The 22,982-nt window shown below is 40.2% G+C and carries 26 protein-coding genes; 13 read left to right on the forward strand and 13 right to left on the reverse strand.

Features of this window, described 5'->3' with window-relative positions; translation table 11 throughout:
- Positions 1-76: 76 nt before the first annotated feature.
- Complete coding sequence (locus tag ACYVRA_RS13475) at positions 77-1,378, reverse strand: phenylacetate--CoA ligase family protein (RefSeq protein ID WP_461253236.1); 1,302 nt, start codon at positions 1,376-1,378, stop codon at positions 77-79.
- Between the two features lie 9 nt (positions 1,379-1,387).
- The gene (locus ACYVRA_RS13480; protein WP_461253237.1) at positions 1,388-1,831 is read right to left on the reverse strand and encodes a cyclic nucleotide-binding domain-containing protein; all 444 of its coding nucleotides are present in this window, start codon (positions 1,829-1,831) and stop codon (positions 1,388-1,390) included.
- 104 nt (positions 1,832-1,935) lie between these two features.
- Between ACYVRA_RS13480 and ACYVRA_RS13485 the strand changes: the two genes are divergently transcribed.
- Positions 1,936-2,400, forward strand: coding sequence for a bacteriohemerythrin (locus tag ACYVRA_RS13485; RefSeq protein ID WP_461253238.1), 465 nt, complete (start codon positions 1,936-1,938; stop codon positions 2,398-2,400).
- A gap of 346 nt (positions 2,401-2,746) precedes the next feature.
- Here ACYVRA_RS13485 and ACYVRA_RS13490 read toward each other — a convergent pair whose 3' ends face one another.
- On the reverse strand, positions 2,747-2,947 hold the full coding sequence (locus tag ACYVRA_RS13490) for a type II toxin-antitoxin system VapB family antitoxin (protein WP_461253239.1): 201 nt from the start codon (positions 2,945-2,947) through the stop codon (positions 2,747-2,749).
- A gap of 102 nt (positions 2,948-3,049) precedes the next feature.
- Between ACYVRA_RS13490 and ACYVRA_RS13495 the strand changes: the two genes are divergently transcribed.
- The 6 genes from ACYVRA_RS13495 to ACYVRA_RS13520 all read left to right on the forward strand — a co-directional run bounded on the left by ACYVRA_RS13495 (position 3,050) and on the right by ACYVRA_RS13520 (position 9,111).
- Positions 3,050-3,745 carry a hypothetical protein gene (locus tag ACYVRA_RS13495; RefSeq protein WP_461253240.1) on the forward strand — a complete coding sequence of 232 codons (696 nt, stop codon included), beginning with the start codon at positions 3,050-3,052 and terminating at the stop codon, positions 3,743-3,745.
- A 68-nt stretch (positions 3,746-3,813) separates the two neighbouring features.
- Positions 3,814-4,845, forward strand: a complete 1,032-nt coding sequence (locus ACYVRA_RS13500; RefSeq protein ID WP_461253241.1) for an AAA family ATPase — start codon at positions 3,814-3,816, stop codon at positions 4,843-4,845.
- A gap of 12 nt (positions 4,846-4,857) precedes the next feature.
- The gene (locus ACYVRA_RS13505; RefSeq protein WP_461253242.1) at positions 4,858-5,775 is read left to right on the forward strand and encodes a DUF58 domain-containing protein; all 918 of its coding nucleotides are present in this window, start codon (positions 4,858-4,860) and stop codon (positions 5,773-5,775) included.
- Positions 5,772-6,656, forward strand: coding sequence for a hypothetical protein (locus ACYVRA_RS13510; protein WP_461253243.1), 885 nt, complete (start codon positions 5,772-5,774; stop codon positions 6,654-6,656). The genes ACYVRA_RS13505 and ACYVRA_RS13510 overlap by 4 nt, the downstream gene beginning before the upstream one ends.
- Positions 6,653-7,651 (forward strand): VWA domain-containing protein, encoded by a 999-nt coding sequence (locus ACYVRA_RS13515; RefSeq protein ID WP_461253244.1) that lies wholly within the window; start codon positions 6,653-6,655, stop codon positions 7,649-7,651. The genes ACYVRA_RS13510 and ACYVRA_RS13515 overlap by 4 nt, the downstream gene beginning before the upstream one ends.
- Positions 7,648-9,111, forward strand: coding sequence for a VWA domain-containing protein (locus ACYVRA_RS13520; protein WP_461253245.1), 1,464 nt, complete (start codon positions 7,648-7,650; stop codon positions 9,109-9,111). Before ACYVRA_RS13515 ends, ACYVRA_RS13520 begins: the two co-directional genes overlap by 4 nt.
- 67 nt (positions 9,112-9,178) lie before the next feature.
- Here ACYVRA_RS13520 and ACYVRA_RS13525 read toward each other — a convergent pair whose 3' ends face one another.
- The 4 genes from ACYVRA_RS13525 to ACYVRA_RS13540 all read right to left on the reverse strand — a co-directional run bounded on the left by ACYVRA_RS13525 (position 9,179) and on the right by ACYVRA_RS13540 (position 13,019).
- Positions 9,179-9,808, reverse strand: coding sequence for a hypothetical protein (locus ACYVRA_RS13525; RefSeq protein WP_461253246.1), 630 nt, complete (start codon positions 9,806-9,808; stop codon positions 9,179-9,181).
- 288 nt (positions 9,809-10,096) lie between these two features.
- Positions 10,097-10,963, reverse strand: coding sequence for a class I SAM-dependent methyltransferase (locus ACYVRA_RS13530; RefSeq protein WP_461253247.1), 867 nt, complete (start codon positions 10,961-10,963; stop codon positions 10,097-10,099).
- A 9-nt stretch (positions 10,964-10,972) separates the two neighbouring features.
- A complete protein-coding gene (locus ACYVRA_RS13535) occupies positions 10,973-11,848 on the reverse strand; it encodes a M23 family metallopeptidase (protein WP_461253248.1) in 876 nt (291 codons plus the stop codon).
- A 1-nt stretch (position 11,849) separates the two neighbouring features.
- Positions 11,850-13,019: a WD40 repeat domain-containing protein gene (locus ACYVRA_RS13540; RefSeq protein WP_461253249.1), complete on the reverse strand. Its 1,170-nt coding sequence runs from the start codon at positions 13,017-13,019 to the stop codon at positions 11,850-11,852.
- A 103-nt stretch (positions 13,020-13,122) separates the two neighbouring features.
- On the opposite strand from ACYVRA_RS13540, the gene ACYVRA_RS13545 reads away from it, so the two are divergent.
- The 4 genes from ACYVRA_RS13545 to ACYVRA_RS13560 all read left to right on the forward strand — a co-directional run bounded on the left by ACYVRA_RS13545 (position 13,123) and on the right by ACYVRA_RS13560 (position 15,251).
- Positions 13,123-13,542: a cytidine deaminase gene (locus ACYVRA_RS13545; protein ID WP_461253250.1), complete on the forward strand. Its 420-nt coding sequence runs from the start codon at positions 13,123-13,125 to the stop codon at positions 13,540-13,542.
- Between the two features lie 183 nt (positions 13,543-13,725).
- On the forward strand, positions 13,726-14,382 hold the full coding sequence (locus ACYVRA_RS13550; RefSeq protein ID WP_461253251.1) for a PTS sugar transporter subunit IIA: 657 nt from the start codon (positions 13,726-13,728) through the stop codon (positions 14,380-14,382).
- Between the two features lie 103 nt (positions 14,383-14,485).
- On the forward strand, positions 14,486-14,722 hold the full coding sequence (locus ACYVRA_RS13555; protein WP_461253252.1) for a hypothetical protein: 237 nt from the start codon (positions 14,486-14,488) through the stop codon (positions 14,720-14,722).
- Positions 14,697-15,251, forward strand: a complete 555-nt coding sequence (locus tag ACYVRA_RS13560) for a hypothetical protein (protein ID WP_461253253.1) — start codon at positions 14,697-14,699, stop codon at positions 15,249-15,251. The genes ACYVRA_RS13555 and ACYVRA_RS13560 overlap by 26 nt, the downstream gene beginning before the upstream one ends.
- Positions 15,252-15,280: 29 nt before the next feature.
- On the opposite strand, the gene ACYVRA_RS13565 is transcribed toward ACYVRA_RS13560, so the two are convergent.
- From ACYVRA_RS13565 to ACYVRA_RS13590, 6 genes are read right to left on the reverse strand one after another with little or no spacing between them, the layout of a single operon-like run.
- The gene (locus tag ACYVRA_RS13565; RefSeq protein ID WP_461253254.1) at positions 15,281-15,541 is read right to left on the reverse strand and encodes a hypothetical protein; all 261 of its coding nucleotides are present in this window, start codon (positions 15,539-15,541) and stop codon (positions 15,281-15,283) included.
- A 60-nt stretch (positions 15,542-15,601) separates the two neighbouring features.
- Positions 15,602-15,898 (reverse strand): hypothetical protein, encoded by a 297-nt coding sequence (locus ACYVRA_RS13570; protein WP_461253255.1) that lies wholly within the window; start codon positions 15,896-15,898, stop codon positions 15,602-15,604.
- 34 nt (positions 15,899-15,932) lie between these two features.
- On the reverse strand, positions 15,933-16,547 hold the full coding sequence (locus ACYVRA_RS13575; RefSeq protein ID WP_461253256.1) for an InlB B-repeat-containing protein: 615 nt from the start codon (positions 16,545-16,547) through the stop codon (positions 15,933-15,935).
- Positions 16,544-18,475 (reverse strand): fibronectin type III domain-containing protein, encoded by a 1,932-nt coding sequence (locus ACYVRA_RS13580; RefSeq protein WP_461253257.1) that lies wholly within the window; start codon positions 18,473-18,475, stop codon positions 16,544-16,546. Before ACYVRA_RS13580 ends, ACYVRA_RS13575 begins: the two co-directional genes overlap by 4 nt.
- Positions 18,476-18,477: 2 nt before the next feature.
- On the reverse strand, positions 18,478-20,610 hold the full coding sequence (locus ACYVRA_RS13585; protein ID WP_461253258.1) for a hypothetical protein: 2,133 nt from the start codon (positions 20,608-20,610) through the stop codon (positions 18,478-18,480).
- Positions 20,540-21,664, reverse strand: coding sequence for a hypothetical protein (locus ACYVRA_RS13590; protein WP_461253259.1), 1,125 nt, complete (start codon positions 21,662-21,664; stop codon positions 20,540-20,542). Before ACYVRA_RS13590 ends, ACYVRA_RS13585 begins: the two co-directional genes overlap by 71 nt.
- 208 nt (positions 21,665-21,872) lie before the next feature.
- Here ACYVRA_RS13590 and ACYVRA_RS13595 point away from each other — a divergent pair, with 208 nt between their 5' ends.
- Together ACYVRA_RS13595 and ACYVRA_RS13600 are read left to right on the forward strand one after the other, a co-directional pair.
- A complete protein-coding gene (locus tag ACYVRA_RS13595; RefSeq protein ID WP_461253260.1) occupies positions 21,873-22,232 on the forward strand; it encodes a helix-turn-helix domain-containing protein in 360 nt (119 codons plus the stop codon).
- 208 nt (positions 22,233-22,440) lie between these two features.
- Positions 22,441-22,965, forward strand: coding sequence for a PBECR2 nuclease fold domain-containing protein (locus tag ACYVRA_RS13600; protein ID WP_461253261.1), 525 nt, complete (start codon positions 22,441-22,443; stop codon positions 22,963-22,965).
- The last annotated feature ends 17 nt before the right edge of the window (positions 22,966-22,982 follow it).

The raw sequence follows: 22,982 nt of genomic DNA on the forward strand, positions 1-22,982 counted from the left end.
GCCTGACCACTTTTAAGTAGTCAGGCTGGTTTAATCGAAGTCTCCGCAACGCGGAGACCATACTCCTTAATATAAATTATATTTTTCTGTTATCGATAACTCTCTTTGCTTTTCCGATTGAACGTTCAATTGTTTTTGGTTCAACCAGTTTTACTTTCAGTCCGATTTGCAGTTTGCTCTTCATTACATGTTCAATACGGTTGCGAAGATTTTCAAGACCGCGCGTCTCATCGCTGAAAAGTTCTTTCTTCACTTCGACCTGCAATTCCACTTCGTCAAGATGGCTGTCGCCTCTGTTTACAATGATGAGGTACTGTGGCTCTGTTCCTTCGATCTCGATAAGCGCTTGCTCGATCTGGCTTGGGAATACGTTTACGCCGCGAATGATCAACATGTCGTCTGTGCGGCCAAAGAGGCGGTGCATCCGCCTTGTCGTGCGTCCGCATGAGCAGGGTTCTTCAATTATGAAAGTGATGTCCCTTGTGCGGTAGCGCAGAAGCGGGGTTCCCTCTCTTGTTATCGTGGTGAAGACAAGCTCGCCTTTTTCTCCGGCGGGCAAAACTTTTCCCGTGCTTGGATCGATAATTTCCGGGTAGAAAAAATCTTCGTTGATATGGAGTCCGTGCTGGGCTTCACATTCAAAAGAAACTCCAGGCCCGATAATTTCCGTAAGGCCGTAAATGTCGTAGGCTTTCATGTTGAAACGCTCTTCGATTTGAACGCGCATATTTTCGCTCCACGGTTCAGCGCCGAAACAGCCTTTGCTGATAGGCAGTTTACGAAGGTCTATTCCGGCTTCAACGGCTTCTTCGGCAAGGTAGAGGGCATAGGAGGGAGTGCATGTGAGCATGGTCGATCCGAAATCGCGCATGACCATAAGTTGCCTCTCGGTGTTGCCGCTCGACATGGGCAAAACTTCCGCGCCGATATTAAGAGCGCCGTAATGCGCTCCCGGCCCGCCCGTGAAAAGCCCGTAACCGTAGCAGTTCTGAACAATGTCATCGCGCGTACAGCCGGCTGCCGACAGAGTTCTCGCCATTGACTCCCGCCAGATGTTAATGTCTCCGATGGTGTACTCATTGACGACTGGCTTTCCGGTAGTGCCGGAACTCATGTGGACTTCCACGATTCTTTCCTGAGGACAGGCGCGAAGACCGTGGGGATAATTTATCCGCAAGTCGTCCTTCGAAGTGAAGGGTAATTTTTCAATATCCGCTAAACTGTGGATATCCCGAGATGTAATTCCCGCCGCGATTAATTTTTCGCGATAAAACGGCACTTTTGAATAAATGGATTCCACAAGATTTTTTAACGCGGCAAGTTGAAGTTTTTTTCTCGCTTGTACATCCATACATTCGTATTCAGGGTTAAAAATCATATTATCTCCTTATAATAATATTGGCGCTGGTGAAGCAAGTTTTTCATCCGTTTTACATAAACGGCGGCAAACGTCCCTGGCAAGATTCATAATTATCAAGGCAAAAACTTTGATATCCATCTTGTAAATTTCCCGCAAAGCTTTATTGGAAATCGTCATAACCGTAGCTTGCGAAATGGTTTTAATCGACGCGATAGCCGGCATAATATCAAGCACTTCCATTTCCCCGAAAGCCTCGCCTTCGCTAAAGCGGGACAGTTCCACATCTTTTTTGCTTACCGATACCTGCCCCTCAATTATGAAAAATATCTTGTCGTTTGGGCTTCCCTCGGTAATAATGTATACATCCGGGTCGTATTTCTCTTCCTGCATAAGCGGGATAATGGCTTCAACCTGTTCTTTTAACAGTCCGCCAAAGAGTGAATATTTCAGCAGAATTTCAGGTTGTACCATTGTCTTATTTTATCAATATTAAGGGGTTTCCGCAAGGGCGCAAAGAACAATATTTTAATAGTAGTATTGATCTATATAAAAAACACAAATATACTTAATTTATTATGATAAATACAAACGATAATCCGGATATGGTTATCTGGGACGAGAAGTATGCCACGGGGATTCCACTAATTGACAGCCAGCACAAAGAGCTTTTTTCCCTTACCAACGAGCTTTTCCACGCCTGTCTGGGCGAAGAAGAGGCGCTTAAGGAAGTGTTCAAAGAGACAATGGGGCGAATGGTTGATTATGTCCGTTTCCACTTTGGCGCCGAACAGGAATTGCTGCAGAGGGTAAAATACCCCGGTTATCAGGATCATAAAAAGGCGCATGATATTCTGGTACGGGACATTCTTGAATCGGTAAAGGAATATAATTACGGCAAGAAATTTGTACCCAACCAATTTGTACGCATCCTTAGGGACTGGATATTAAGCCACATCGCTCTTACCGACAAGCTCTATGTCGCTTATATCACGGAACAGAAAACGAAGGGTTTGCTTAGCGATAAAGTAATTAACGGGTAATTTTTTTAAATTTACGAATAAATCTAATCTATGTCTCAATTCCAAAAATTCACGCAAAATTACCAGGACGTATTTTGCGATTTATTTTTAAAGCTTTAAGTATCCCCATAGAGGCCTGCCATTCTTAATTTAAAAGTATGGAGGATAAAATCATGCAAGAAAAATTGGATAATAAAAAATCCCAAAAAAATAATTTTATTTACTCCGATATTTGTAACACTCCTAAATCATCTGTACATATAAATAACATTTTCGTTCAGAGAATATTGGCATATCGACATGGGACTCGTTATTACAGATTTCCCCATAAAGAGAAAATATTACCGATTTGTTCTTAATACTAAATTTAAATTGTTAATTCTTGAATGTGTTGTCTGCTGTTTATATACATTGAATTATTAGCTAATTTTTTGCTCAATTCCCTCATTCTGTGAAAAACCAACCAGTCTTTTAAGGCAATATTTACTGCCTCAGTTGGAACAGAACTATGGGTGTATTCCATTACTTTATCAAGTAATTCTTTGTTTACCGTTATTGATACTCTCATATAATAAAAATACGAAAATTTAATATAAATGACAAGTTTTTTCCATTCTTATAAAAGTTAATTTCGCTTGACTAATGGCATATTTTCCTTGTAAAATAAGACATGAAATCAATAAACAAACTATTAATTATTTTTGCGTTAAGCATAACAATCACCGCATGTAGTACTTTTAAACGCGCGAAAGTCGAAGATTTTACGGTAAATATGAACTCACCGCAAGTTACAATAGGAGAAGTGGAAGTACAGTTTGAAACACTGATGGGACTGGGCAAGTTAAAAAAGCAAAGTGTTTCCGTATTATATTTCCCTAAAGAAGACGTTGTTTGTCTTAAATACAGGTATGAATTTTACACATTCCATCAATTCTGGAATAAAAAAGGCCGGCTTAATTTTATCAGCGCTCTGCAAAAATATAACGAGGATTATGAAGCGCGTGATCTGCAAAAAGGCAATAAAAAGTCACAGCTTAAATACGGTGTTGTAAGAAGTTATCTGGTTTGGCAGATGTTAAGTTTCACTGTACAGGCGAGCGGCAGTATGAATATAGAATTAGGTTATACTTTTAAGGATAAATCGCCGTATTTTTCATTACATCAACGCTCCGCTGAATATATTGATGATAAATCAAGAGATAATAACAAAACAAGTTCGGTTATAACCATGTATTTTACAAGAGCGCAAGCCGCGGAATTATCAGCATTATTTGAGCATTACATAATTAAAGATGAAATACCTGATGAATACCAGGAATCTTATATTCCCGCGAAAGAAAACAACCCTGATAAAGACGCTTACTAAAATATATTTTATCAGTTGCCGCCAATAATTCTACTCGACTATTTTGCCAAGTAGGGTTAAAATAAAATATGATACAAAAAGAAGAAATTGAACGCTGTACGGCCCTTATAGCCGAATGTCGAAAAGAAATGGCGAGGCGGATTTCCGGGCAAAAAGAAATGATCGACGGGCTTTTAACGGCCCTTGTCGCGGGCGGGCATATTCTGCTTGAAGGCGTGCCGGGGCTTGCTAAAACCCTCGCCGTTAAAAGCCTTGCGGAAATTACAGGTCTTGAATTTAAACGTATTCAATTTACCCCCGACCTTTTGCCCGCAGACTTAACAGGGACGATGATCTGGGAACAGGCAAACGGCAGATTCTCGGTCCGTCGCGGCCCTGTTTTTGCCAATGTAATTCTGGCGGACGAAATTAACCGCGCTCCAGCAAAGGTGCAGTCCGCTCTTCTTGAAGCAATGGAAGAAAAACAGGTGACAATCGGGGAGGAAACCCATCCCTTGCCAGACCCTTTCTTCGTCCTTGCGACGGAAAATCCCATCGAGCACGAAGGCACTTATTCCTTGCCGGAAGCCGAGCTTGACCGTTTTTTAATGAAATTGCTTGTTTTCTATCCTCAGCCTGTCGAAGAACTGGATATTGTAAAAAATAGCCCGTCTCTGTCTTCAGTTTCAGCTAACAAAGGCGCGACGCTTAATCCTGTGCTGAACAGGGAAAAACTTAATTTTTTGCGTAACGCCGCGGATTCCGTCCACATTGACGAAGAAATAAGCAAATACATAGTGTCGGTTGTAACAGCGACGCGCCCTGCGTCAACAAGGCAGGTTCCCGCGGTTCCTCGGACGGAAAGCGCTAAGACTGACGCGGAGGGCGTATACCGTTATGTGTCATTCGGAGCCTCTCCGAGGGCTTCTATCGCTCTGTACCGGTGCAGCCGTATTTTGGCTATGTTTGAAGGGCGCGGCTTTGTAAGCCCCGAAGACGTTAAAACGGCGGCTTTTCCGGTTTTACGGCACAGAATCGTGCTTTCTTATGAAGCGGAAGCGGAAGGCATGGACGCAGACGCCGTAATAACAAGAATATTAAGCCATGTCCCTGTTCCGTAAATAAATTTTAATATGGAAACAAGCGATTTACTGCGGACTATTATTAACCTTCCCATTTTTTCAAGAGGGCTTGCCGATGAAATGCTTGCGGGAAATTTCAGTTCTATCTTTAAAGGACAGGGAATGGAATTTGACGAAGCGCGGCATTACGAGCTTGGCGATGATATTAGATCAATAGACTGGAACGCAAGCGCGCGTTTTGGCATTCCGTTTGTAAAAATGTTCCGCGAAGAGCGAGAATTAACTATTTTAATTTTACTTGATATTTCTCCTTCCATGCACCGGACGCATATCGCGCAACAGGGGTTAAGCCCCTACGAACAGGCGCTAATCTGCACGGCGTTAATAGCTTTTTCCGCAGAGCATACGGACCAGCGCGTGGGAGCGTTTTTATTTGACAGAGATATAGAAAAAGTTTTTCCGCCGCGCAAAGGACGTAAGGCTATCATGTCTATTGTAATGTCCGCGCTTCAGTATCAGAACAATATTATGTCGCGCAGATCGCAGTATGGAAGCGATATAGCCTCCGCGCTGACAGGGGCGCAAAGGCTCTTAAAAAAACGCTCGCTTGTCGTGCTTATTTCGGATTTTTTCAGCATTAACTGGGAGCGTGAAATGGGCAGCCTCTGCAGAAAGCACGATGTAATAGCGATAAAAATTTCCGATCCTGACGAGCTTCCCTTTCACGGCCTTATAACTCTTGAAGACCCAGAGACTGGAGTGCGGATAGAAGCTCCCACGGGGCTTGATTCATTCAAGGTAAGCTGGGCTAATTGGCTTGAAGAAAAATCGGCTCATTGGGAAGCGGAGTGTAAAAAGAACGGAGCGGCATTTTTAAAATTATCCACAGAAGCGGACGCGCCTTCCGCGCTGATAAAATTTTTCGGAAGCCGCACCATGGGCAAATACAGAAACCGGAAAAAGAAATGAGAAAATATTTATTTTTTATTTTATTCATTTTTATAATAGCCTTAACTTTACACGCGCAAAGCAGAAGCGCGTACCTTGTCCCGCGTATTATTTATGTGGGAGACTCGGCGTCCTTTGTCTTGCCGCTTCCTGCTTCTTCGCAAGATGAGGATTTTGTCATTACACCTTATGATACGGACTTGCTCCCGTCAGATCCGTATATTGATTTTCACAGAATAATTTTGGAGAGGCGCGTTACGGGAAGCAGATTGATAATTGAATTTACCCCCTTCGCCGCCGGAGTCCTAGAACTTCCCGATATAAAAATAGGAGGCGATAATTTTTCCGGCTTTACAGTTACGGTAAATTCGCTAATAGACAGTCGCTCGGCTCCCGTGCTTTCCTCCGCGGCTTCCGCTCTAGCGATGCCGGGGACGGCGGCAATGCTTTACGGCTCGATGGCAATCGTTGTCATTTTTATTTTGTTTGCGCTTTGGTTCATCTTTAAAGGACGCGCCGCGATTAATAAATTACGTGAAAAATTAAAACGGCGCAGGCTTTTTAAGTCGATAAAAAATACCGAGAAAAATCTTTACAGGCTGGTTTTAAAAGGCGCGGAAAAAAGAAAAATCCTTGATAAACTTTCATCTGAATTTAAAGATTTTCTTTCTATATATATCGGACACAACTGCCGCGCCATGACTGCCAGCGAATTTACGGAATATTTTTCGCAGGAAGACAGCGCGTCCTTCCTTGGAAATTTTTTCCGAAGTTGCGACAAATTGCGCTTTTCCGGTTCTGAAATTGACGCGCAGGCTGTAATCAATTTATTGTCAGAACTACATAATTATACATATGCGCTTGAAAATAAAGAAAAAGACAAAATAGGGGAGGCGGCGTGAATTTCGGCTTTGATAACATATTTATACTTATCTGCGCTTTCTTTATAATTCCAACAGCCGTAATTGTTTTTTCGCGCATGAAAGACCCTTTCGTGGCTGCTATCCCTCTTGGCGCTCCCGGAGGAGTTCCCTTTAAAACTTCGCAGATAAACGGAATTGTCAGATTATTAAAGTTTCTTGAATTAACAGGAATATTTTTACTTTTTTTCAGCGCGGCCGGCCCTTCAATGAAGACCGCGGAAATTGTCTGGCTGAACAGGGGAGCGGATATAATTTTTATTTTAGATGTAAGTCCTAGCATGGCCGCGATTGACATGGACGGAAAAAGCCGCTTTGAAATTGGCAAGACATTGCTTGCCCAGTTCGCGCAAAAACGTCCCACAGACAGCATCGGCCTTGTCGCCTTCGGCGAGGATGCCGCCTTGCTTCTGCCGCCGACTTCTGACCGGTACGCGCTTGAATTGCGTCTTGAACAGCTTCGCATAGGAGAGTTGGGAGACGGAACCGCTGTCGGCATGGGAATCGCTGTTGCCGCGTATCACCTTGACAAATCAACCGCAAAGCGGAAAATAGCGGTTTTAATTACAGACGGAGAAAGCAACGCCGGTTCAATTCATCCTGAAACAGCGGCGGATTTGTTACGCGAACTTGGCATTTCATTTTGGGTTATAGCCGTAGGCTCAATGGGGGAAGTGCCGATAGATTACGTTGATCCGTACACTAAAATACGGCGGACGGGTATTTTTGACTCGCGTTATGACACGGAAAGCCTAAGGCGCCTATCCGCCGCGGGAGGCGGCACATTTTTAACCGCCGTAAACGCGGATGCCTTCGCCTCCGCTTTTTCGCAGTTAGACGACGCTGAAATCACAGTGCAAAGATCGCGCGTCATAAACCGCATGACTTCCGTATCCTTTCAATTTTTATTAGCAGCCGTTATTTTATTGGCGCTTGTAAAAATTACAAGGCGTTTTCTATTGAGGGCTGTTATATGATTTTTGATAACCGTCTTAAACATAAATTGTTGGTCTCGGAGATTTTATTTATTTTATTTTTAATATTCACATTTATCGCGCTCATCGGTCCAAAATGGGGAATAGGTTACGCGCCAATGGAATACCGCAAAGGCCTTGACGTTGTTTTTGCGATTGACATTTCGCGCAGCATGGACATCCGTGATGTGCAAACAGTTTCTCAAACAAGGGCGCGAACTGGTTTTCAGTCCCGTCTTGAGCGCGGCATTTCAATCGCGAGGGAGAGCGTAATATCCGTCTCTGGGGCGCGTTTTGCCGCCGCTATAGGCCGTGGAAGGGGATATTTGGCAGTCCCATTGACTTATGACAGCGAAGCCGCGTTAATTTTCCTTGAATCGCTGGATGTTACTTCCATGACTGGCAGAAGCACAAATCTTGAGTCGTTAGTTGACGCGGCGGTTGAAGCTTTTCAAGACTCTTCCCCCGCAAGGAAAGTAATTGTTCTTGTCTCGGACGGCGAGGCTCATGCCGGCATTCTAAGAAATGCGGTTAACCGCTGCGTCCGCGACGGCATTATACTAAACACTGTGGCGGTTGGCAGCGACGAAGGCCGGCAGATAACGGCGCAGGTTAATAACCCTGATTCCTCGTCCGTGATCAGCCGCAGGGACGCTTTTGTAATGAGAGCGGCTGCCGAAAGAACGGGCGGCATTTACATTGACGGAGGCCGTGAAGACTCAGGCGCGGCTCTTTCTTCGCAACTTCTCTCTCTTGCTCAGGAAATGGGGAGCGGAAACAGGAAACAGGAGCCAAAGCAAAGAAGGCCGCTATTTATCATACTCGCTATTATTTCCTACGGCGCGTCTAAATTTGTTACGCGTCAATCGCAAAGAAAACCTCTGCGCCGGTTATCCGCCGCTTCGATAATAACGCTTTTATTATTCACATCCTGTTCCGAGGGCAAACTTCTTCTCCTGCAAGCAAATTATTTAAACGCAATGGGCAGGTACGACGAGGCGCTTGTCCCGTATTTAAAAGCGTTAAACCATGAAGACTCCGCTCCTTACGCCGAATACGGTCTAGGTCTTACGTTTTATCAGCTTGACGAAGGAAAAGCGGCGTTAAAACGATATGACGATTCTCATAAATTACTGGAAAAATATTCGAGTAACGAACATAGGGAGCTTCGTTACAGAAACCACTACAATTCCGGCGTAATATTTTTTGAAGAGGGAGATTATCATTCCGCCGCCGAATCTTTTAAAGAGGCGTTAAGAACAGACCCAAAAAGACTGGACGCAAAACGCAATTTGGAATTAAGCCTGATGTCAATATCAATGGAAACAAACACGGGTAGTAACGCGAAAAATCGCGAAGAAAGCAGGGAAATTCTTTTTGAGTATTTAAAACAAGACGAACAGCAAAAGTGGAAAAGCAGAGAGTGGGAGCCTGAAGAAGATTTTACGGGGCCGGATTATTAGAATTGTATTAATTGTAAAACAAACAGGGGGAATCAATATAATTTATCGAATTCCCCTATGTCTTGTTTTATTTGCTTTTTATATTTGTCGCAATTTCTTTTGTATTATTGGCAAGCGCCGCAAATATCCTTAATTGTTCCGCAATATATCTAGATATTATTATAATAAAAAAGCCAACAATTGGTCCAATAAAAATTATCAGCGCTCCCATCTTCATAAAATTCATACCAATTGCGCTAAAAAGATATTTCGCATCTGAGCCAAGGGCAATATTTGCTATTAATCCAACTCCGGCTCCAACAATACCTAAAAATGTTCCCACCCATTCGCCAAATGTTTGCAATATTTCAGAAAAAATCGGCGTTGCGACAAATTCAGACGAGCTGATAATTGAAATTTTTGTACGTCTATTCCACCATATTTGAAATCCAATCCAGCAAGCAAAAACAATCACCAACCATGCAACAATAAATGTAAATACATATTTTGCCCCAAATTCAAAAAGACCTGAATCAATAACCATATAAAGAATAACAAATGGAAGGATTAAGTTTATCACCGCCATAATAATATAAACAAGAGAAAATATTTTTCCCTTGCTAATAAAATCCAAATACGGCTTTGAAAAATTGAAAAACAAATTATTGGTCCTTTGATCAAATTTTTCATTACCCCCGCCAGTTTCTAAATCACTCATAATTTACCTCCATAGATTTTTTGGAATTATTTCCAAATTTAATAATAATTATAGTTAATTTTAATAATTTGTCAACTTATTATATAGAAGAAAATTTTACCGGACTGGATTAAAAATTACTTCGAAAGAGTTCACACAAAGATCACTGAGAAACAAAGATCACAAAGAGGGAATAGGGGTTTATGTCCGTTATCTTATCGTGAAGCTTACGCATAGCTTTCGGACAAAAACCCCTGATCTTCCTCTTTGTGTCCTTCTCTTCCTTTGTGTTCTTTGTGTGAACTCTTCTCACTTCAATGCGCGAATAATCATAACATCGCCAAAATTCATCCGCTTCGCCAAGAAATCCGCTATTCTCTTAACAGTCTTTGGCGCGACTCCCGCCGCGAGACCACCCCATGAATGACAGCTAACAACTTTAAAACCGACGATTTTTAGCATTTTTGACAATGTGTATCTTGAAAATAAATAAAGGTGGTCAAAAATAGCGGAACGCCAGCGGCTGCCGAAAAGACGGGATTGAAAACCGCTGATATCGGGAGTTGTAATAAAAATATTGCCGTTATTTTTTAAAATACGGTATGTTTCTTCCAGAAAAGTTTTTGGCTCGTTAAGATGTTCAATCAGATGGGAAGCGAGTATAACGTTGAAACTGCTGTCAGGAAAATTATTTTCTTCAAGAGGGATATTTCGCACGTCCAGTTTCCGCTCATTTTTAGCGTAAATAGCGGAAGGAGAGATTTCCACGCCTGTTACGCGCCATCCTTTGCCGCGCAGAGACGCGAGAAGCGCTCCTGTGGCGCAGCCAATGTCAAGGATTGAAGGGCTTTCGGCGCGTAATTTTTTTGCGGCAAAAAGTATTTTTTCCAGTTTGAGAAAACCAGCGTCTTTTAACGCTAACTGTTGAAGTTTAAGGAAGGCGGCTTCGTTTTCAAGTTCGTAGGAAAGATAATCATTTCCGTAAGTGTCGCTGTAACGCTCCAATATTTCATTTTTATCGGGCTGAGGGTTTCTTTGCACAAGACCGCAGTCTTTGCACTTTACAAATGAAAATCCCTCACATTTAAGCGCTGGTTTAAAAATGAGACTGCCGCAAAGGGCGCAGGGGCGAGTATCGCTTTTTCCGGCACTGACCGGCATTGACCATGTTTTCATTAATTACGCTTAATTTATAATCAGGCGGTTTATCGCGTTACGTGAAGCGCCGGATATATCCTGCACGATAATTTCCATGGTTACCTGTCCGCGGGTAAGAAAAATTTCCGCCGCTTCAAAAGATGTGAGGCTTGAGTATATCTGCTTTGCGGGGACAAGGCCGTTACGGTAAACCATTAACACCCCGTCTCTTGCAGAAACTGCCTCAAAGTTCAGGGAGCTGACTTCCGTGCCGTTTATCAGGCAGATAATTTTTTGCGGCGCGTATTGACGGGAAGCGGCGTTCTGCGTCAATGGGACTCCTCCGGGCGCGTTCACAATTACCGTGTAGCGTCCTTGCGTTAAACTGCGAGATTGCATCATCTGTCCCTGACTGTTTCGTAAATCTACGGAAAGTATTTGCGGAGGGCGGGTTTCTTGCAAAGGGGTAATAATCATCGCGGGGTTTATCCAGCGGCGCTCGCGCCTGTCAAAAAGAATGAAATAAAAGCCGCTCTGCGTTGACCAGCCGGAAACGCCGGAAGAGGCGATTATTTGCTGTTTTTCAATTTGCGTTTCAGTAATTGGAATGACAGGTTCCGCGTAACGGCTGTAAATGCTGATTAATCCGTCACCGTGATCAACAGCCGTCCACGCGCCTAACGGAGAGGGAAGACGCGACGCGTTGTCTTTTTTTCCGCGCGAAAAAATAACTTCGCCGCTTTCTGCGGCAAGCACATCCGTGCCTCCGCTGAAGATCATCCCTAAAACGGGCAGTCCTCTGTCATTGGAGCCGAAATTACGGTCAAGAGCGGCGTTCTCGGAGGGCCAGTTTAGCGCGTGTACGGAAAAAATAACGCAAATATAAATTATTACTGCCGTTATGCGAAATGCAAACTTTCTCATTTTATTTTTCCTCCAGAGAAAAGGAGATTAACGCCGATCCGCCGCCCGCAACGACCGTTGAGCCTCTTCTGCCCAGAAAAACATCATCGCTTTTAAACGAAGCTTTTAAAAAAACCGATTCCAATTCCGTGTTTCCCAAAAAACCCAACAAACCTTCTTGCGGAAATTGGATTCCGATAAGTTTCTTTTCCTGACCAGGATGTGAAGTAATTAAAAAGAAGATTCCATTGTCTCCCGAACCGTCAACGGCGGCAATTCTTCCGTCCAACGGAATAAATATTCCGCGTCTTGATTTGATCGTGTAACAGCCGATTCCTCCCGCTCTTTCAAAAACAATGCGGCGGTCATCATTAATAAATAAAACATATACAGGCCGCCTGAATCCCGTTCCTAAAAATTCATGGTATACGACTTTGTATTCGCCGCCCGCGCTTCCAAACCGCTCAAACAGCAAAAAACGCTGTTGATCAATACCGTATACAATCCCGATATACGAACCGTCTTTGGAAATCGCGCAGCCTAAAATTACCGAATAGCGCGAACCGCCCGGCTCGAAGTAATAAACGCGCTCACCGTCAGAATTAAAAACTTCGACGGCTCCGTCAAGGGAACCTGTCAATACAAGCCCCGAAGCTGCGTCCATACAGGTAAGGGGCGCGCCAAATTCATAAGTCCACAGGACATTTCCGTTTTCGCTGATTTGAGATAACGAATTCTGATCGCTGCCAAGAATAAAAATCCTGTCATCTAGCAAAACAGGATACCCTCTTGTATTTTCAATGTTAATTTTTTCGTCAGTTAAAATATTGTTAATCACAATATTAGAAGGTTCCGCGCCGTACTCAGTCCACATACTTGGACTAAGGCAAATATCGTTAATCATCGATCTGTTGACGGCAAATTGCCCCTGTGAATCGACATAACCAAACCGGGAACCTAATGTGAAAGGAAGAAGCTCGCCGGATAAAACGGGATAGTCAGTTTCATTCTCGCCGTCCGTAGGAATATTTTCATCCTGCGTATAAGATGTTTGCGGGCTTGTCGCCAATGATTTTATCCAACTTTGTGCAAGCACTGTTTCGCGTGGAATTGGCCTTGCGGCCGCGAGAAAATAGATAATAAAAATCAAAATTATTATGAATACTTTAACTCTATTCTTTTTCTGCGCCAAGACATTACCCCTAACCTAATATTAAAAACACAAAAAACTGAAGTTTTTAGTGTTTTTAATTTAGTGATTTTCATTATATAATAGAAAATACAAGGAGACAAGCATGATCGATAAAAATCAAATGGATAAATTATTTACGCAGGCGCGGCAGATTGCCGACAAGGCTTACGCCCCCTATTCAAAATTCAGGGTAGGCGCGGCTCTGCTATGCGAAGACGGGACTGTTATTACAGGCGTGAACGTGGAGAACCGTTCCTTTGGCCTGACAATCTGCGCCGAAAGAAACGCCGTTTGTGCCGCCGTCGCCAAAGGTCACCTGCGCTTTACCGCCCTTGCCATCTCAACCCCCGACTCCGTTGAGCCTACAGGTCCTTGTGGCGCCTGCCGCCAGGTGTTAAGCGAGTTTATGGCAGCCGACGCCCCCGTCCTCTTTGCCGGCAGCGGCGCAAATCAAGTAAACACCACCATAGGTGAGCTCTACCCCTTTGATTCATTACACGAGCTAAAGAGCAGTGAGCAATGAGTAGTGAGCAGTGAACAGTGAGTAGTGAGTAGTGAGAAATGTAAGTAATCTTAGCGTGGCAGTTCACGAGCAGATAGCTAACAACAACATTGCTCACTGCTAATTGCTCACTGTTAATTGAAATCCTTGCTTTTTACATGAATATATTGACATTTATTACCGTATTATGCTATAATTTACATTATGGCAGATGACGATATACTCACTCTTGAAGAAGTCGCGAAGTACCTGCGCGTTTCTGAGCGGACAATTTATGATTGCGCTCAAAAGGGGGAGATTCCGGCGGGAAAGATAAGAGCCGCGTGGCGTTTTAAAAAGTCTGAGATTGACAAATGGGTCAATGAGAGGCTTGTTTCCACTTCGTTAAATCCGCAGATTACTCCTGTAAACGCCGAGTCGATTTTGTCGCCGCATCGCGTAATTTTTATGAATTACTCAAGCAAGAGAGACGCGCTTCTAGCTCTTGCGGAAAATCTCGCAGCCGCTCCTCAGGTGAAAAACAGGCAGGAATTGTCTACGGAGATTTTAAAACGCGAAGAGTTGATGAGTACCGCCATCGGCTGCGGGATTGCCATTCCCCATGTGCGCCTGTCCTCGATAACTGACCTTGTCGTTTCTGTCGGCGTAAGCAGGGCGAATATTGTCGATTTTCAACCGTTAGACGACGAGCCTGTAAGACTGGTTTTCATGATTGCCGCCGCTCATAACCAGCACGCCTATTATCTGCAAACCTTGTCATGGTTCAGTACCAGATTAAAAAATAAAAAGCTGAGGGATTCTATTTTACAGGCGCAGACTGAACAGCAGGTGTATGATTTGCTGGTACTCGGTGATAAATAAATCGCGGGAATTCTCGCTAAGCGCAAAAGAGGAAGTAAAGGTTTGATTTTTCCATTTGCTAATTGTTATTTGTATTGCTATACTATAAATCAAGGAGTAATAAATGCCGCAAACGCAAACCATGACTTTAAGTGAAAAACTTGATATATTAAATAAATCTGTAGCTCTGAAAAAATCAGGTGATCTTGAAGGTTCCAACCGTCTAATAAAATCAGTCCCTTTGCCCCCTTATCTGGCAAAAATAGCCAAAGAGAAAATAGGTTTGGATTTTCTTATAAACGGCGGTTGGAATTTGTCGGAAGTAGAGGCTGAATTTGGACTTGATTATCTTAGCCGATAGTATTTATAAAGCGGCAATTTTAATTGATTCAGGTCGCAAAGGCTTTGCCATCAGGGGGAAAGAGCAGGAAGGGCGTATATCCTATGAAGATGGTATAGAGAGGGCTATGGCTGTCTTTCAAGAGGCACAAATCTCTGCCGACCCCCAAGCCTTGATCCTTGCTGAATACACCTTTATATATCAGGAATTCCAACTTTGCGAAAAATCCGATAAAGATTCAATTAATAGCCTTAAAAGAGCCATACAATTTTTCGATGACGCATTTTTAGCACTTCAAGTTGTAGAGGATAAGGCCCTTTATCAAGGCACAGAAAAAACAATCCCCCACGATTCAAAATACCGTGTAAAAGGCTTTCCGAAGGACTCCTTCCATATCGCCTGTAGCGGACATAAAACCAGAATACAAAATATTTTGAAAACCCCAGGGCTAGACCCCATCGAAAAAGCCCTGCTTAAACAGCGGCTTGCAAATCTGTCTACCGCGCAAACTGCGTATACGGAAAAACAGAAGGAAGCATTGGCAAAATAATTATGAATGCTCCTAATTCCTAATTCATGTTAAAATTTATTAATAGGTATATCTACTCCCAATTTCTTTTTTAAATCAGATAAAAGATTGGAAGACATTAAAACAATTCCATCTTGGAATTTTGGAAGCCCACCAACTTCATAAATTTCTCCATACTTTTTTAATTTTTCATCATTGCTAAAAATTTTATTATATTTTACACAGATTGCCCCTATTTTATCTGTATTAACCAACAATTCATTTTCTCCTCTTCCGTCAGTACTCAGTATTTTAATTTTTATAAAGTTCATATATAAAATCCTCCTTCTATTTTTTATCATTTTTTTTTATTATTATCAATATACTTTCCCCTATTCAAAAACAACGCCTAACCAATAATTAGGATCGCTAACTTCTTCCGCTATCAATCCAATGTCTACGTTAGCCGTAGTCTCCGCGACAAGCCACTTTGTTCCATAGGATTCAAAACGGGCGCCTGTTCCGTTCACATCGACAAGACCCATTGCGTGGCTGTATTGGCGCGAGATCATCATTGCGGCTCTCATGTCGGCTTTTGAAAGTAAAATCGCGCAAATCATGGCGCGACTGTCGCCGGAAGGGAATTTATTTCCAAGTTCCAGTGTTGCGAGGGAAAGATTGTCAGGCATTCAATGCGACATTTTTACTTAATTCTTCGCTTTATTACGGTTTGATTTTTACCCATCCGGTCGCTGGAACAGTTATGGTTGTATCCGTATTTAATGTAAAGTTTGGAACTTTGTAATAGACAGTCCTGTAACCATCAAGAACACCGCCGCTGATTGTAATTCCACTATCATTTGTTACAGAGCTGACACGATAGTATTCAGATGATTCCGCATAAATTCCATAATTACTTAAATATCCTTGTGGCGCATCCCATTCTAATGTATTAAGGCTTGTAATTCTTAAATTACTAGGAGCTAAAAATTGTTCCCATTGCGCGTATAACACAATACTAGAAAAAACCTGTAAGTAAGAATTTGCTGAGTAGCATTTTCCTGTTCCATTAGAAGAAGTGTTCCAACCATAAAATTGTTTGCCTTCATAATTTAAATTTCCTTTATCTGGCAATTTAATCCTATTCCAATGATTTTCATAATTTTCATCTTCCACTATTATTGTTGCGGGAGGCGTACCGCTTGCGCTATTAGCATTGAATGTTACATTGTATATTTTTGGTTTATTATTTATTTCACACGAAATAAATAATACAAAAAGAATTGCACATAATTTTATATATATTTTTACTTCCACGTATAACCTTTCTGTATTCACTCTGGTTTAAATATTGACCAACCGTTAGCTGGCATAGTTAATGTCAAGTCTAATGCCAAAGTAAAAGAAGGCACGAAAAACCAAATGGGCCTGTAACCGTCAATTACACCGCCTGTTACTGTTATGCCATTAACGGCAGTACCCGATGTTACACGGTAATATTGCGTGGACTCCGCATACGCCTCATATAATCCTTGATTAAAAGTGCCTAAAAGTTGCGAATTATTGGTCGTTATTGGGTTGTTTAATAAATTGTTTCCCCAACTATCCGCGTTTTTCATTTTTAAATATGCGGATGGTATAGCCATAGCATAATTGTTTCTTAATGTTAATCTTGCTGGCGGCCAATAACTATCGGTTATTATATGCCTGACATCGGTATTAACTATCTCTAAATTAAAATTATTCTGCCTGTTTTCTGTATCGTATACAGTTACAGAATAGTTACCCGGGCTTAACGGTATCTGACAACTTGCGTCTTTATACAAATCTGATACAAGTTTGTTTTCCCCGTTATTAATTTTAATTGTTTTTAGCGGTACATAGCTGTTATTTGTTAAAATAAAAAATATGGGATCAGTTAATGAAGATGAAGTTAAAGTCCTACATACAGCCGTATTTGAAAATTGATAACTTTCAGCGTCAATGTTAATAGGCCTTATTGAATACCTATATTCTGTATCCGGCGTTAATCCTGTATGTGTAAATGTTGTACCTACAACGGTTTCCGCCGCATATTTTGTTGATGATGATCCTTTTTCATAATATACTTTATAAGCGGTAGCCTCTACATTTTTGTTCCATGAAATGTCAATACATGTAGAAGAATGCGCTGTCGCGGTTACTCCGGTTACCGTTAATGGCGGCGCCAGTGTTGTTACTGAAATAGGAGTCGCCAACTCTCCGCGTCCGTCGCTGTATACCGCCGCTACAGAAAAGTAATATGTAGTCAAAGGGCTGACAGTTTTGGTATATATATGCCTAAAAGATAAAGAATAATCAGCATCATTATTATATGGAATAAATACATTTTCCTGTACCCAATTTCCGCCATCTGTTTTATAAAAGACATAAAATCCCAAACATGGATGAGAGTTAAGATTTGTAGCCCTACGCCATGATAATATAACGCTTGTCGCTGAATTGACAGCAACGCTAAACATTGTCGGAGCCGGCATAAAATTTCCCGCGCCCATTATACTTGTAGATACTACATTGCTGGCGGAAACGTTAGAATGTCGCCCTAATACTACATCAAAAGCCGAACCGTTATTTTTTGTTGTGACAACCCCAAGAGCTACCATAAATTCAAATGTACCGCCTGCAGAAATATCCCAACTTGTATTTTTATAACTTGATGTTGACGAGAAACCAAATGGGACAAAATTATTTGTTGTCCAAGAACCTGCATTAGTAGCCCTGCGTAATATGACATAGGTTACAAATATTCTATCTTCATATAAGTATACTGGTGTATAATAAGGATCTTCTAAATTTTCATAACCTTCTACAGCATCCCATGTTAAATTAAATAAACCGTCAAAAAGAAGAGACAGATTTTTTGGCGCGGGAAATATGTCATTTATCCAGTGCGCGTAAAACGTAACATTTGAAGTAACTCTAAAAGTACTACCGGGAGAATAACGTCTCCCTGTACCATCAGGAGATACATTCCAACCATAAAATAATTTTCCTTCATAACTTAAATTACCCTTATCCGGTAAATCAATATAATCCCAATAATCTCCCGTACCATAATCATAATCACGTTCTTTAACGGTTATAGATGCGGGAGGAGTACCGCTTGCGCCATTTGCGTTAAATGTTACAGTATATTCCGCATTTTTATATTCATCACATGAAACAAAGAAAATTAAAAGAAAAGACGCTAAAAGTACACCTATAATAACATACAATTTTGTTTTCATAATTATTTACCAAATCCTAAATGCTCATTTACTTTAATCGCAAATGTATTAAACCAATACGGTTTTGTATTATCAATGCTTTTTATCGCGGAATATACAAAACCACCGTCATTTAACCTTACAATGGAGTTATATCCTGTAACCGCGTTATCAAATATTTCATTTACAATTATCCCTGTATCTGTATCTATTCTTAATACCCATCCTTTTCCCGCTTGCCACCCATAAAACAAAGGATCAATAACAGAACCATCGTTACTTGAACCAACAGCGGTAAGCAGATTGTCCTTAATATTCATGTCAAAAAGGAAATTATCATAATTATTGCCGTATTTTTTTAACCATATTTGCTCAAATGAAGAATTTAATTTCAAAATATATGCTTTAGAAGACGCTCCTTCTGTAGCATTACCTGAAATGTAAACATTTCCCGTTTTATCAGAACAAACAGAAAAAGGCCGCCAACTCTCATTTGCCGTCCCCATAGTTTGTACATCATCTATATTCCCATCATTTTTATTTATTTTCAAAATTATTGTTTTTGTAGAACTATTATCGCTTGCGGTACCGCATATAATATATGAATTTTCCGTTTCAATTCCGCAAATTGATAAATTTGCATAATGCAGTGGATAGCTGTATTCCGTTGACCATACCGTATTGTTTCCCATTTGGCATTTATAAATAATCGCTTTACTTGCAGTAAAATGTTCATCATTAGCGCTTGTATACTGTTTTTTATTTCCAAGCACAAGAAAATTATTACCGTCAAGTTTAACTAAATTTGTTCCTGTGTAACCTAACAGATTATTTTCCGGCACTATATCCATTTTTACTATAAGTTGACCTTGCCCATTAATAAAAAACAAACATATTCCTGAACGTTTTTCGTTTGAATAAGTAGTTAGGATGACGAAATTATTACCCAAATTAATCATATCGTTAAATGTAGTTTGGTATGCTAAATTCGATGTTCCCACATAAAAATTTGTATTGGGAATAAATGATGATGTCCATTCATTATCTTTAGCGATAATTAACGGTATTTCATAAGGCGCGGCAACGCCTGTATTTTGAATTATTACAGGTATTACGCCAAAACCCCATTCTCCACTGATAAGAGAATTGTTATATGTTAATATTTTATTTTTTGGATAATTGCTTCGCCAGTTAGAAATATCCAATCGCCTGATAATGGACATTAAATGTGTATTTAATACTGTGTCATTAAAATTTCCGTCATTGTATGTATTTATTTCTTTTTTCCATGTGTTTGTTATTTTAGGTTTTATTCGCCATACAATATCAGGAATAATTTTGGGCAGTGTTTCTTCATTAATGATAAATTCATATACATATCCTTTTTCCAGCGTAATTGATGGGAAATTCCATCTTGCTGTATTGCCGATAGTAAAATTATTTAGCGTAACAAGATTGCCGTCAAAAATAAAAAGTGCGTCCGTTCCGGGAAAAATATCCCGCATACTAGCGTCATAGGGGTTTACAGTTACTATACCTCGTTGTAACCAGATTACATTATCACTATAATTTTTAATTAAAATAAATATGGAATCCGGAAAAATAAAATCTAATTGTAAACCTTCAAGAGAAGGCACACTTAATGTGTTTACATTTCCTTTTTCAAGTTTAATCAGTTTTACAAAATCAACATTAAATGGGTAGTATGGTATTGTCGAACTTCCTATGGGTATTAGATATTCAAAATATAGAGTTGTTCCATTCTCCCCTTGTGCAGTAGGTTGTAATTCTTTTTGTGCAGAACTATTTTTCTCAATACGCCATTTATTTTCCGGTGCCATATCAAATAATGGTGGAATATCAATATACACATTAACCGCATATTCTGTGTCATTATTTATTTTTAGATAAGTTTTCCAGTCTTTTGATGGATTGTTTGATTCTATATCGTTATTGCAAGCTGTTATGGCTAGAATAACATGAAGACAAATTAAAATATGGATTGCTTTGACCATAACAACAATATTACAAGAATACAAACGGAGCGGTAATTCTTGTCCGCTCCGTTTGAAAATTTTAACAAGCCTACCAAACCCAATCTCCAGTTCTGGTAACAGGAGAAAAAGCCAAGGTATTCGCATTAGCTCCAGTAACATTTATTGTGTAAATTTTACCTTCTAAATAAACATTACTTACATTTATATCGGTGCCATCTGTATATGAATCAGTTGGTAACGGTATATTCCCTGCGTCTGCTGAAGTACCAATCTTGAATTGCCCTTTTTGGGCATACGGAGTAAATGTTTGTTGTACTCTGGTCATGTATATCGGGAATATCATTGAACCATTAGGATTTATTACCTGACCGCCCGATTCTGTTGTTTGTCGAGTTAATCCGTCCCACAGTCCAATTCCAACTCCACTATTGTTTTGCACTATCAAGAAAGCAGCGCCAGCTTGAACCTTAATCCCTGTAACAAAATCTAATGCATTGATAGTTACTTCATCTGTTGAAAATAAACTGAATTCCGTAAACCATGCTTTACCTTTCAAGGGGCCTTCTTCCAGAAACACAGGATATCCTGACATTACCTCACCCAATGTAGGGTTGAATTTTCTAAATACAGGGAAAACCATATAATCATTAGCATCAACATAAAAAGTTGTATTATATGTTTGTCTTGTAGTATAACCAATTGTTTGTCCGTATTCTTGGCTGTTTTGCCGTAATTCGACATTATAATCAGTTGCATTTTGTAATACTATTCTTTTAGTACCCCCCAAAATTCCGCTTATCCTATAAACATTAGCGTTTATCGAATTTGTATTGTAAAAAGCGTAAAGCCTTGTAAAAGGCTTATTCTCTAGTACAGTAAGATTATTTTTATTTGCAAGGTAATCTTCTTCAGTTACAAGAAATAATACAAAATCACTAGTGGTAGAAAAAAGAGCTGCATCTTTTTTTAAACCATGTTCCCCGCCACCAGCAGGAATACCACTAATCAAAGTATTACTGCTTGGCGTGTTTTTAAATGCTACAAGCTTTTTATTAGTATCATTCTTGACCTTTATTGAGAAATTTGGCGAAACATAATTAGTGTAATCTATGTCATTACCGTTATTGTCTTCAGAGTCATTATTGCACCCTGCCAACATTAGCCCAAAAATCAACGCCATAACCACCATTTCTGCTAAAACTTTTCTTTTCATATACACTCCTTAGAAGCAATATTTATTGGATAAAAGCCTTATATTGGCGGCTTAAACCCAATGATACAAGGCACAAGCCTTGTTTTAAGCCAATACAGGCTTCTTAAAAGAAATATAACTCGCTAATAGCGAAAAATCAAGTACATACAATGGTTTATTTATAAATTCTTCTATAACAAGGTAAATATATGTATTAATTTAGAATTTCATGGAAGAAAAGGAATTAAGGGCTATTTTTGCCGAAAATATCAAGAAATTTCGTAATAAAAGGGGTTGGAACCAATTATTATTGGCAGAAAAACTCGATATTTCATCGAATTTTCTATCGGAAATAGAAACAGGGAAAGCTTGGATTTCTCCGATTACTTTAGTAAAAATGGCAAATGCCCTTGAAATCAACGTATTTGAACTGTTTATGCCGCTAAACCTTCAAAATACCACCCAAAATGAACTTGAAGCCGAAAAAATGAGGCGTTTTGCTAAAGATTTAACATTAGCCCTTAACGTCTCTACTTCCGAAGCTTTTAAAAACGCCGTGGATAAAGTCTGTAAAGAATATCTGTGTTAATTCGGGCAAAGTAACACAAAAATAGTATCTGATACCGGAGTCGCCTAACTCCGTAATCCGCACCCCACCTTTGTTCTTTGTACTCTTTGTGCGAAATTTTTTCAAAAAATTTTCATTTTCGGTCAAGCAAAACAGCACTCTCGCGCCATATATAGGTGAACCTTCTTTTTGAAAGCTCAGAAAAAAATTACTTTTGGTGAGGTAAAACATGGAAAAAGAATTAGAATTTCTCAAAGAACGCCTGAAAAATAAATTTGTTAAAATGGCGGAACCAATGAAACAAGTTGGCTATACATACGAAAACTACAGTAGATTTTTCCCTAATAGTATGGTTTTTACGCCTATAGGTGAAATTGCATTAAGAAAAGACCAATTCAAAAAACTTAAAATAAAAGGGCGGCAAAATTTATTAAGCGCTATGTATCAAACATTGACTGATCCTATAGTTATAATAAACGAAAATAGAAAAGGAGAAAAAGCAAAATTATTTGCTAAATCATTCTTAAAAAATAAAAAGCCAATTGTATCTGTAGTAATCTATGAAAAAGGTATAAATACTGCCATATCAACTCATGATAGAAAACTAAATAATATATTAAATAAAATTAAAAACCCTGCTGACTTGCTTTATGAAAAACAAACCAACAGGGATGCGGGACCGGCTGGGAAAGATTCTTATTCCCTGAATCTAGTCATTTCTGACGACACCCAGTCTTTATCAAATATACCTTAAACTCCCCCTAATGTCAA

Source organism: Treponema sp. R8-4-B8 (assembly GCF_054786175.1).

What these genes read in the sequence shown, in the direction of transcription:
- ACYVRA_RS13475 (WP_461253236.1), bottom strand. Translation starts at nt 1,378, where the DNA reads ATGATTTTTAACCCTGAATACGAATGTATGGATGTACAAGCGAGAAAA.
- ACYVRA_RS13480 (WP_461253237.1), bottom strand. Translation starts at nt 1,831, where the DNA reads ATGGTACAACCTGAAATTCTGCTGAAATATTCACTCTTTGGCGGACTG.
- ACYVRA_RS13485 (WP_461253238.1), top strand. Translation starts at nt 1,936, where the DNA reads ATGATAAATACAAACGATAATCCGGATATGGTTATCTGGGACGAGAAG.
- ACYVRA_RS13490 (WP_461253239.1), bottom strand. Translation starts at nt 2,947, where the DNA reads ATGAGAGTATCAATAACGGTAAACAAAGAATTACTTGATAAAGTAATG.
- ACYVRA_RS13495 (WP_461253240.1), top strand. Translation starts at nt 3,050, where the DNA reads ATGAAATCAATAAACAAACTATTAATTATTTTTGCGTTAAGCATAACA.
- ACYVRA_RS13500 (WP_461253241.1), top strand. Translation starts at nt 3,814, where the DNA reads ATGATACAAAAAGAAGAAATTGAACGCTGTACGGCCCTTATAGCCGAA.
- ACYVRA_RS13505 (WP_461253242.1), top strand. Translation starts at nt 4,858, where the DNA reads ATGGAAACAAGCGATTTACTGCGGACTATTATTAACCTTCCCATTTTT.
- ACYVRA_RS13510 (WP_461253243.1), top strand. Translation starts at nt 5,772, where the DNA reads ATGAGAAAATATTTATTTTTTATTTTATTCATTTTTATAATAGCCTTA.
- ACYVRA_RS13520 (WP_461253245.1), top strand. Translation starts at nt 7,648, where the DNA reads ATGATTTTTGATAACCGTCTTAAACATAAATTGTTGGTCTCGGAGATT.
- ACYVRA_RS13525 (WP_461253246.1), bottom strand. Translation starts at nt 9,808, where the DNA reads ATGAGTGATTTAGAAACTGGCGGGGGTAATGAAAAATTTGATCAAAGG.
- ACYVRA_RS13530 (WP_461253247.1), bottom strand. Translation starts at nt 10,963, where the DNA reads ATGAAAACATGGTCAATGCCGGTCAGTGCCGGAAAAAGCGATACTCGC.
- ACYVRA_RS13535 (WP_461253248.1), bottom strand. Translation starts at nt 11,848, where the DNA reads ATGAGAAAGTTTGCATTTCGCATAACGGCAGTAATAATTTATATTTGC.
- ACYVRA_RS13545 (WP_461253250.1), top strand. Translation starts at nt 13,123, where the DNA reads ATGATCGATAAAAATCAAATGGATAAATTATTTACGCAGGCGCGGCAG.
- ACYVRA_RS13550 (WP_461253251.1), top strand. Translation starts at nt 13,726, where the DNA reads ATGGCAGATGACGATATACTCACTCTTGAAGAAGTCGCGAAGTACCTG.
- ACYVRA_RS13555 (WP_461253252.1), top strand. Translation starts at nt 14,486, where the DNA reads ATGCCGCAAACGCAAACCATGACTTTAAGTGAAAAACTTGATATATTA.
- ACYVRA_RS13565 (WP_461253254.1), bottom strand. Translation starts at nt 15,541, where the DNA reads ATGAACTTTATAAAAATTAAAATACTGAGTACTGACGGAAGAGGAGAA.
- ACYVRA_RS13570 (WP_461253255.1), bottom strand. Translation starts at nt 15,898, where the DNA reads ATGCCTGACAATCTTTCCCTCGCAACACTGGAACTTGGAAATAAATTC.
- ACYVRA_RS13580 (WP_461253257.1), bottom strand. Translation starts at nt 18,475, where the DNA reads ATGAAAACAAAATTGTATGTTATTATAGGTGTACTTTTAGCGTCTTTT.
- ACYVRA_RS13585 (WP_461253258.1), bottom strand. Translation starts at nt 20,610, where the DNA reads ATGTTACTGGAGCTAATGCGAATACCTTGGCTTTTTCTCCTGTTACCA.
- ACYVRA_RS13590 (WP_461253259.1), bottom strand. Translation starts at nt 21,664, where the DNA reads ATGAAAAGAAAAGTTTTAGCAGAAATGGTGGTTATGGCGTTGATTTTT.
- ACYVRA_RS13595 (WP_461253260.1), top strand. Translation starts at nt 21,873, where the DNA reads ATGGAAGAAAAGGAATTAAGGGCTATTTTTGCCGAAAATATCAAGAAA.
- ACYVRA_RS13600 (WP_461253261.1), top strand. Translation starts at nt 22,441, where the DNA reads ATGGAAAAAGAATTAGAATTTCTCAAAGAACGCCTGAAAAATAAATTT.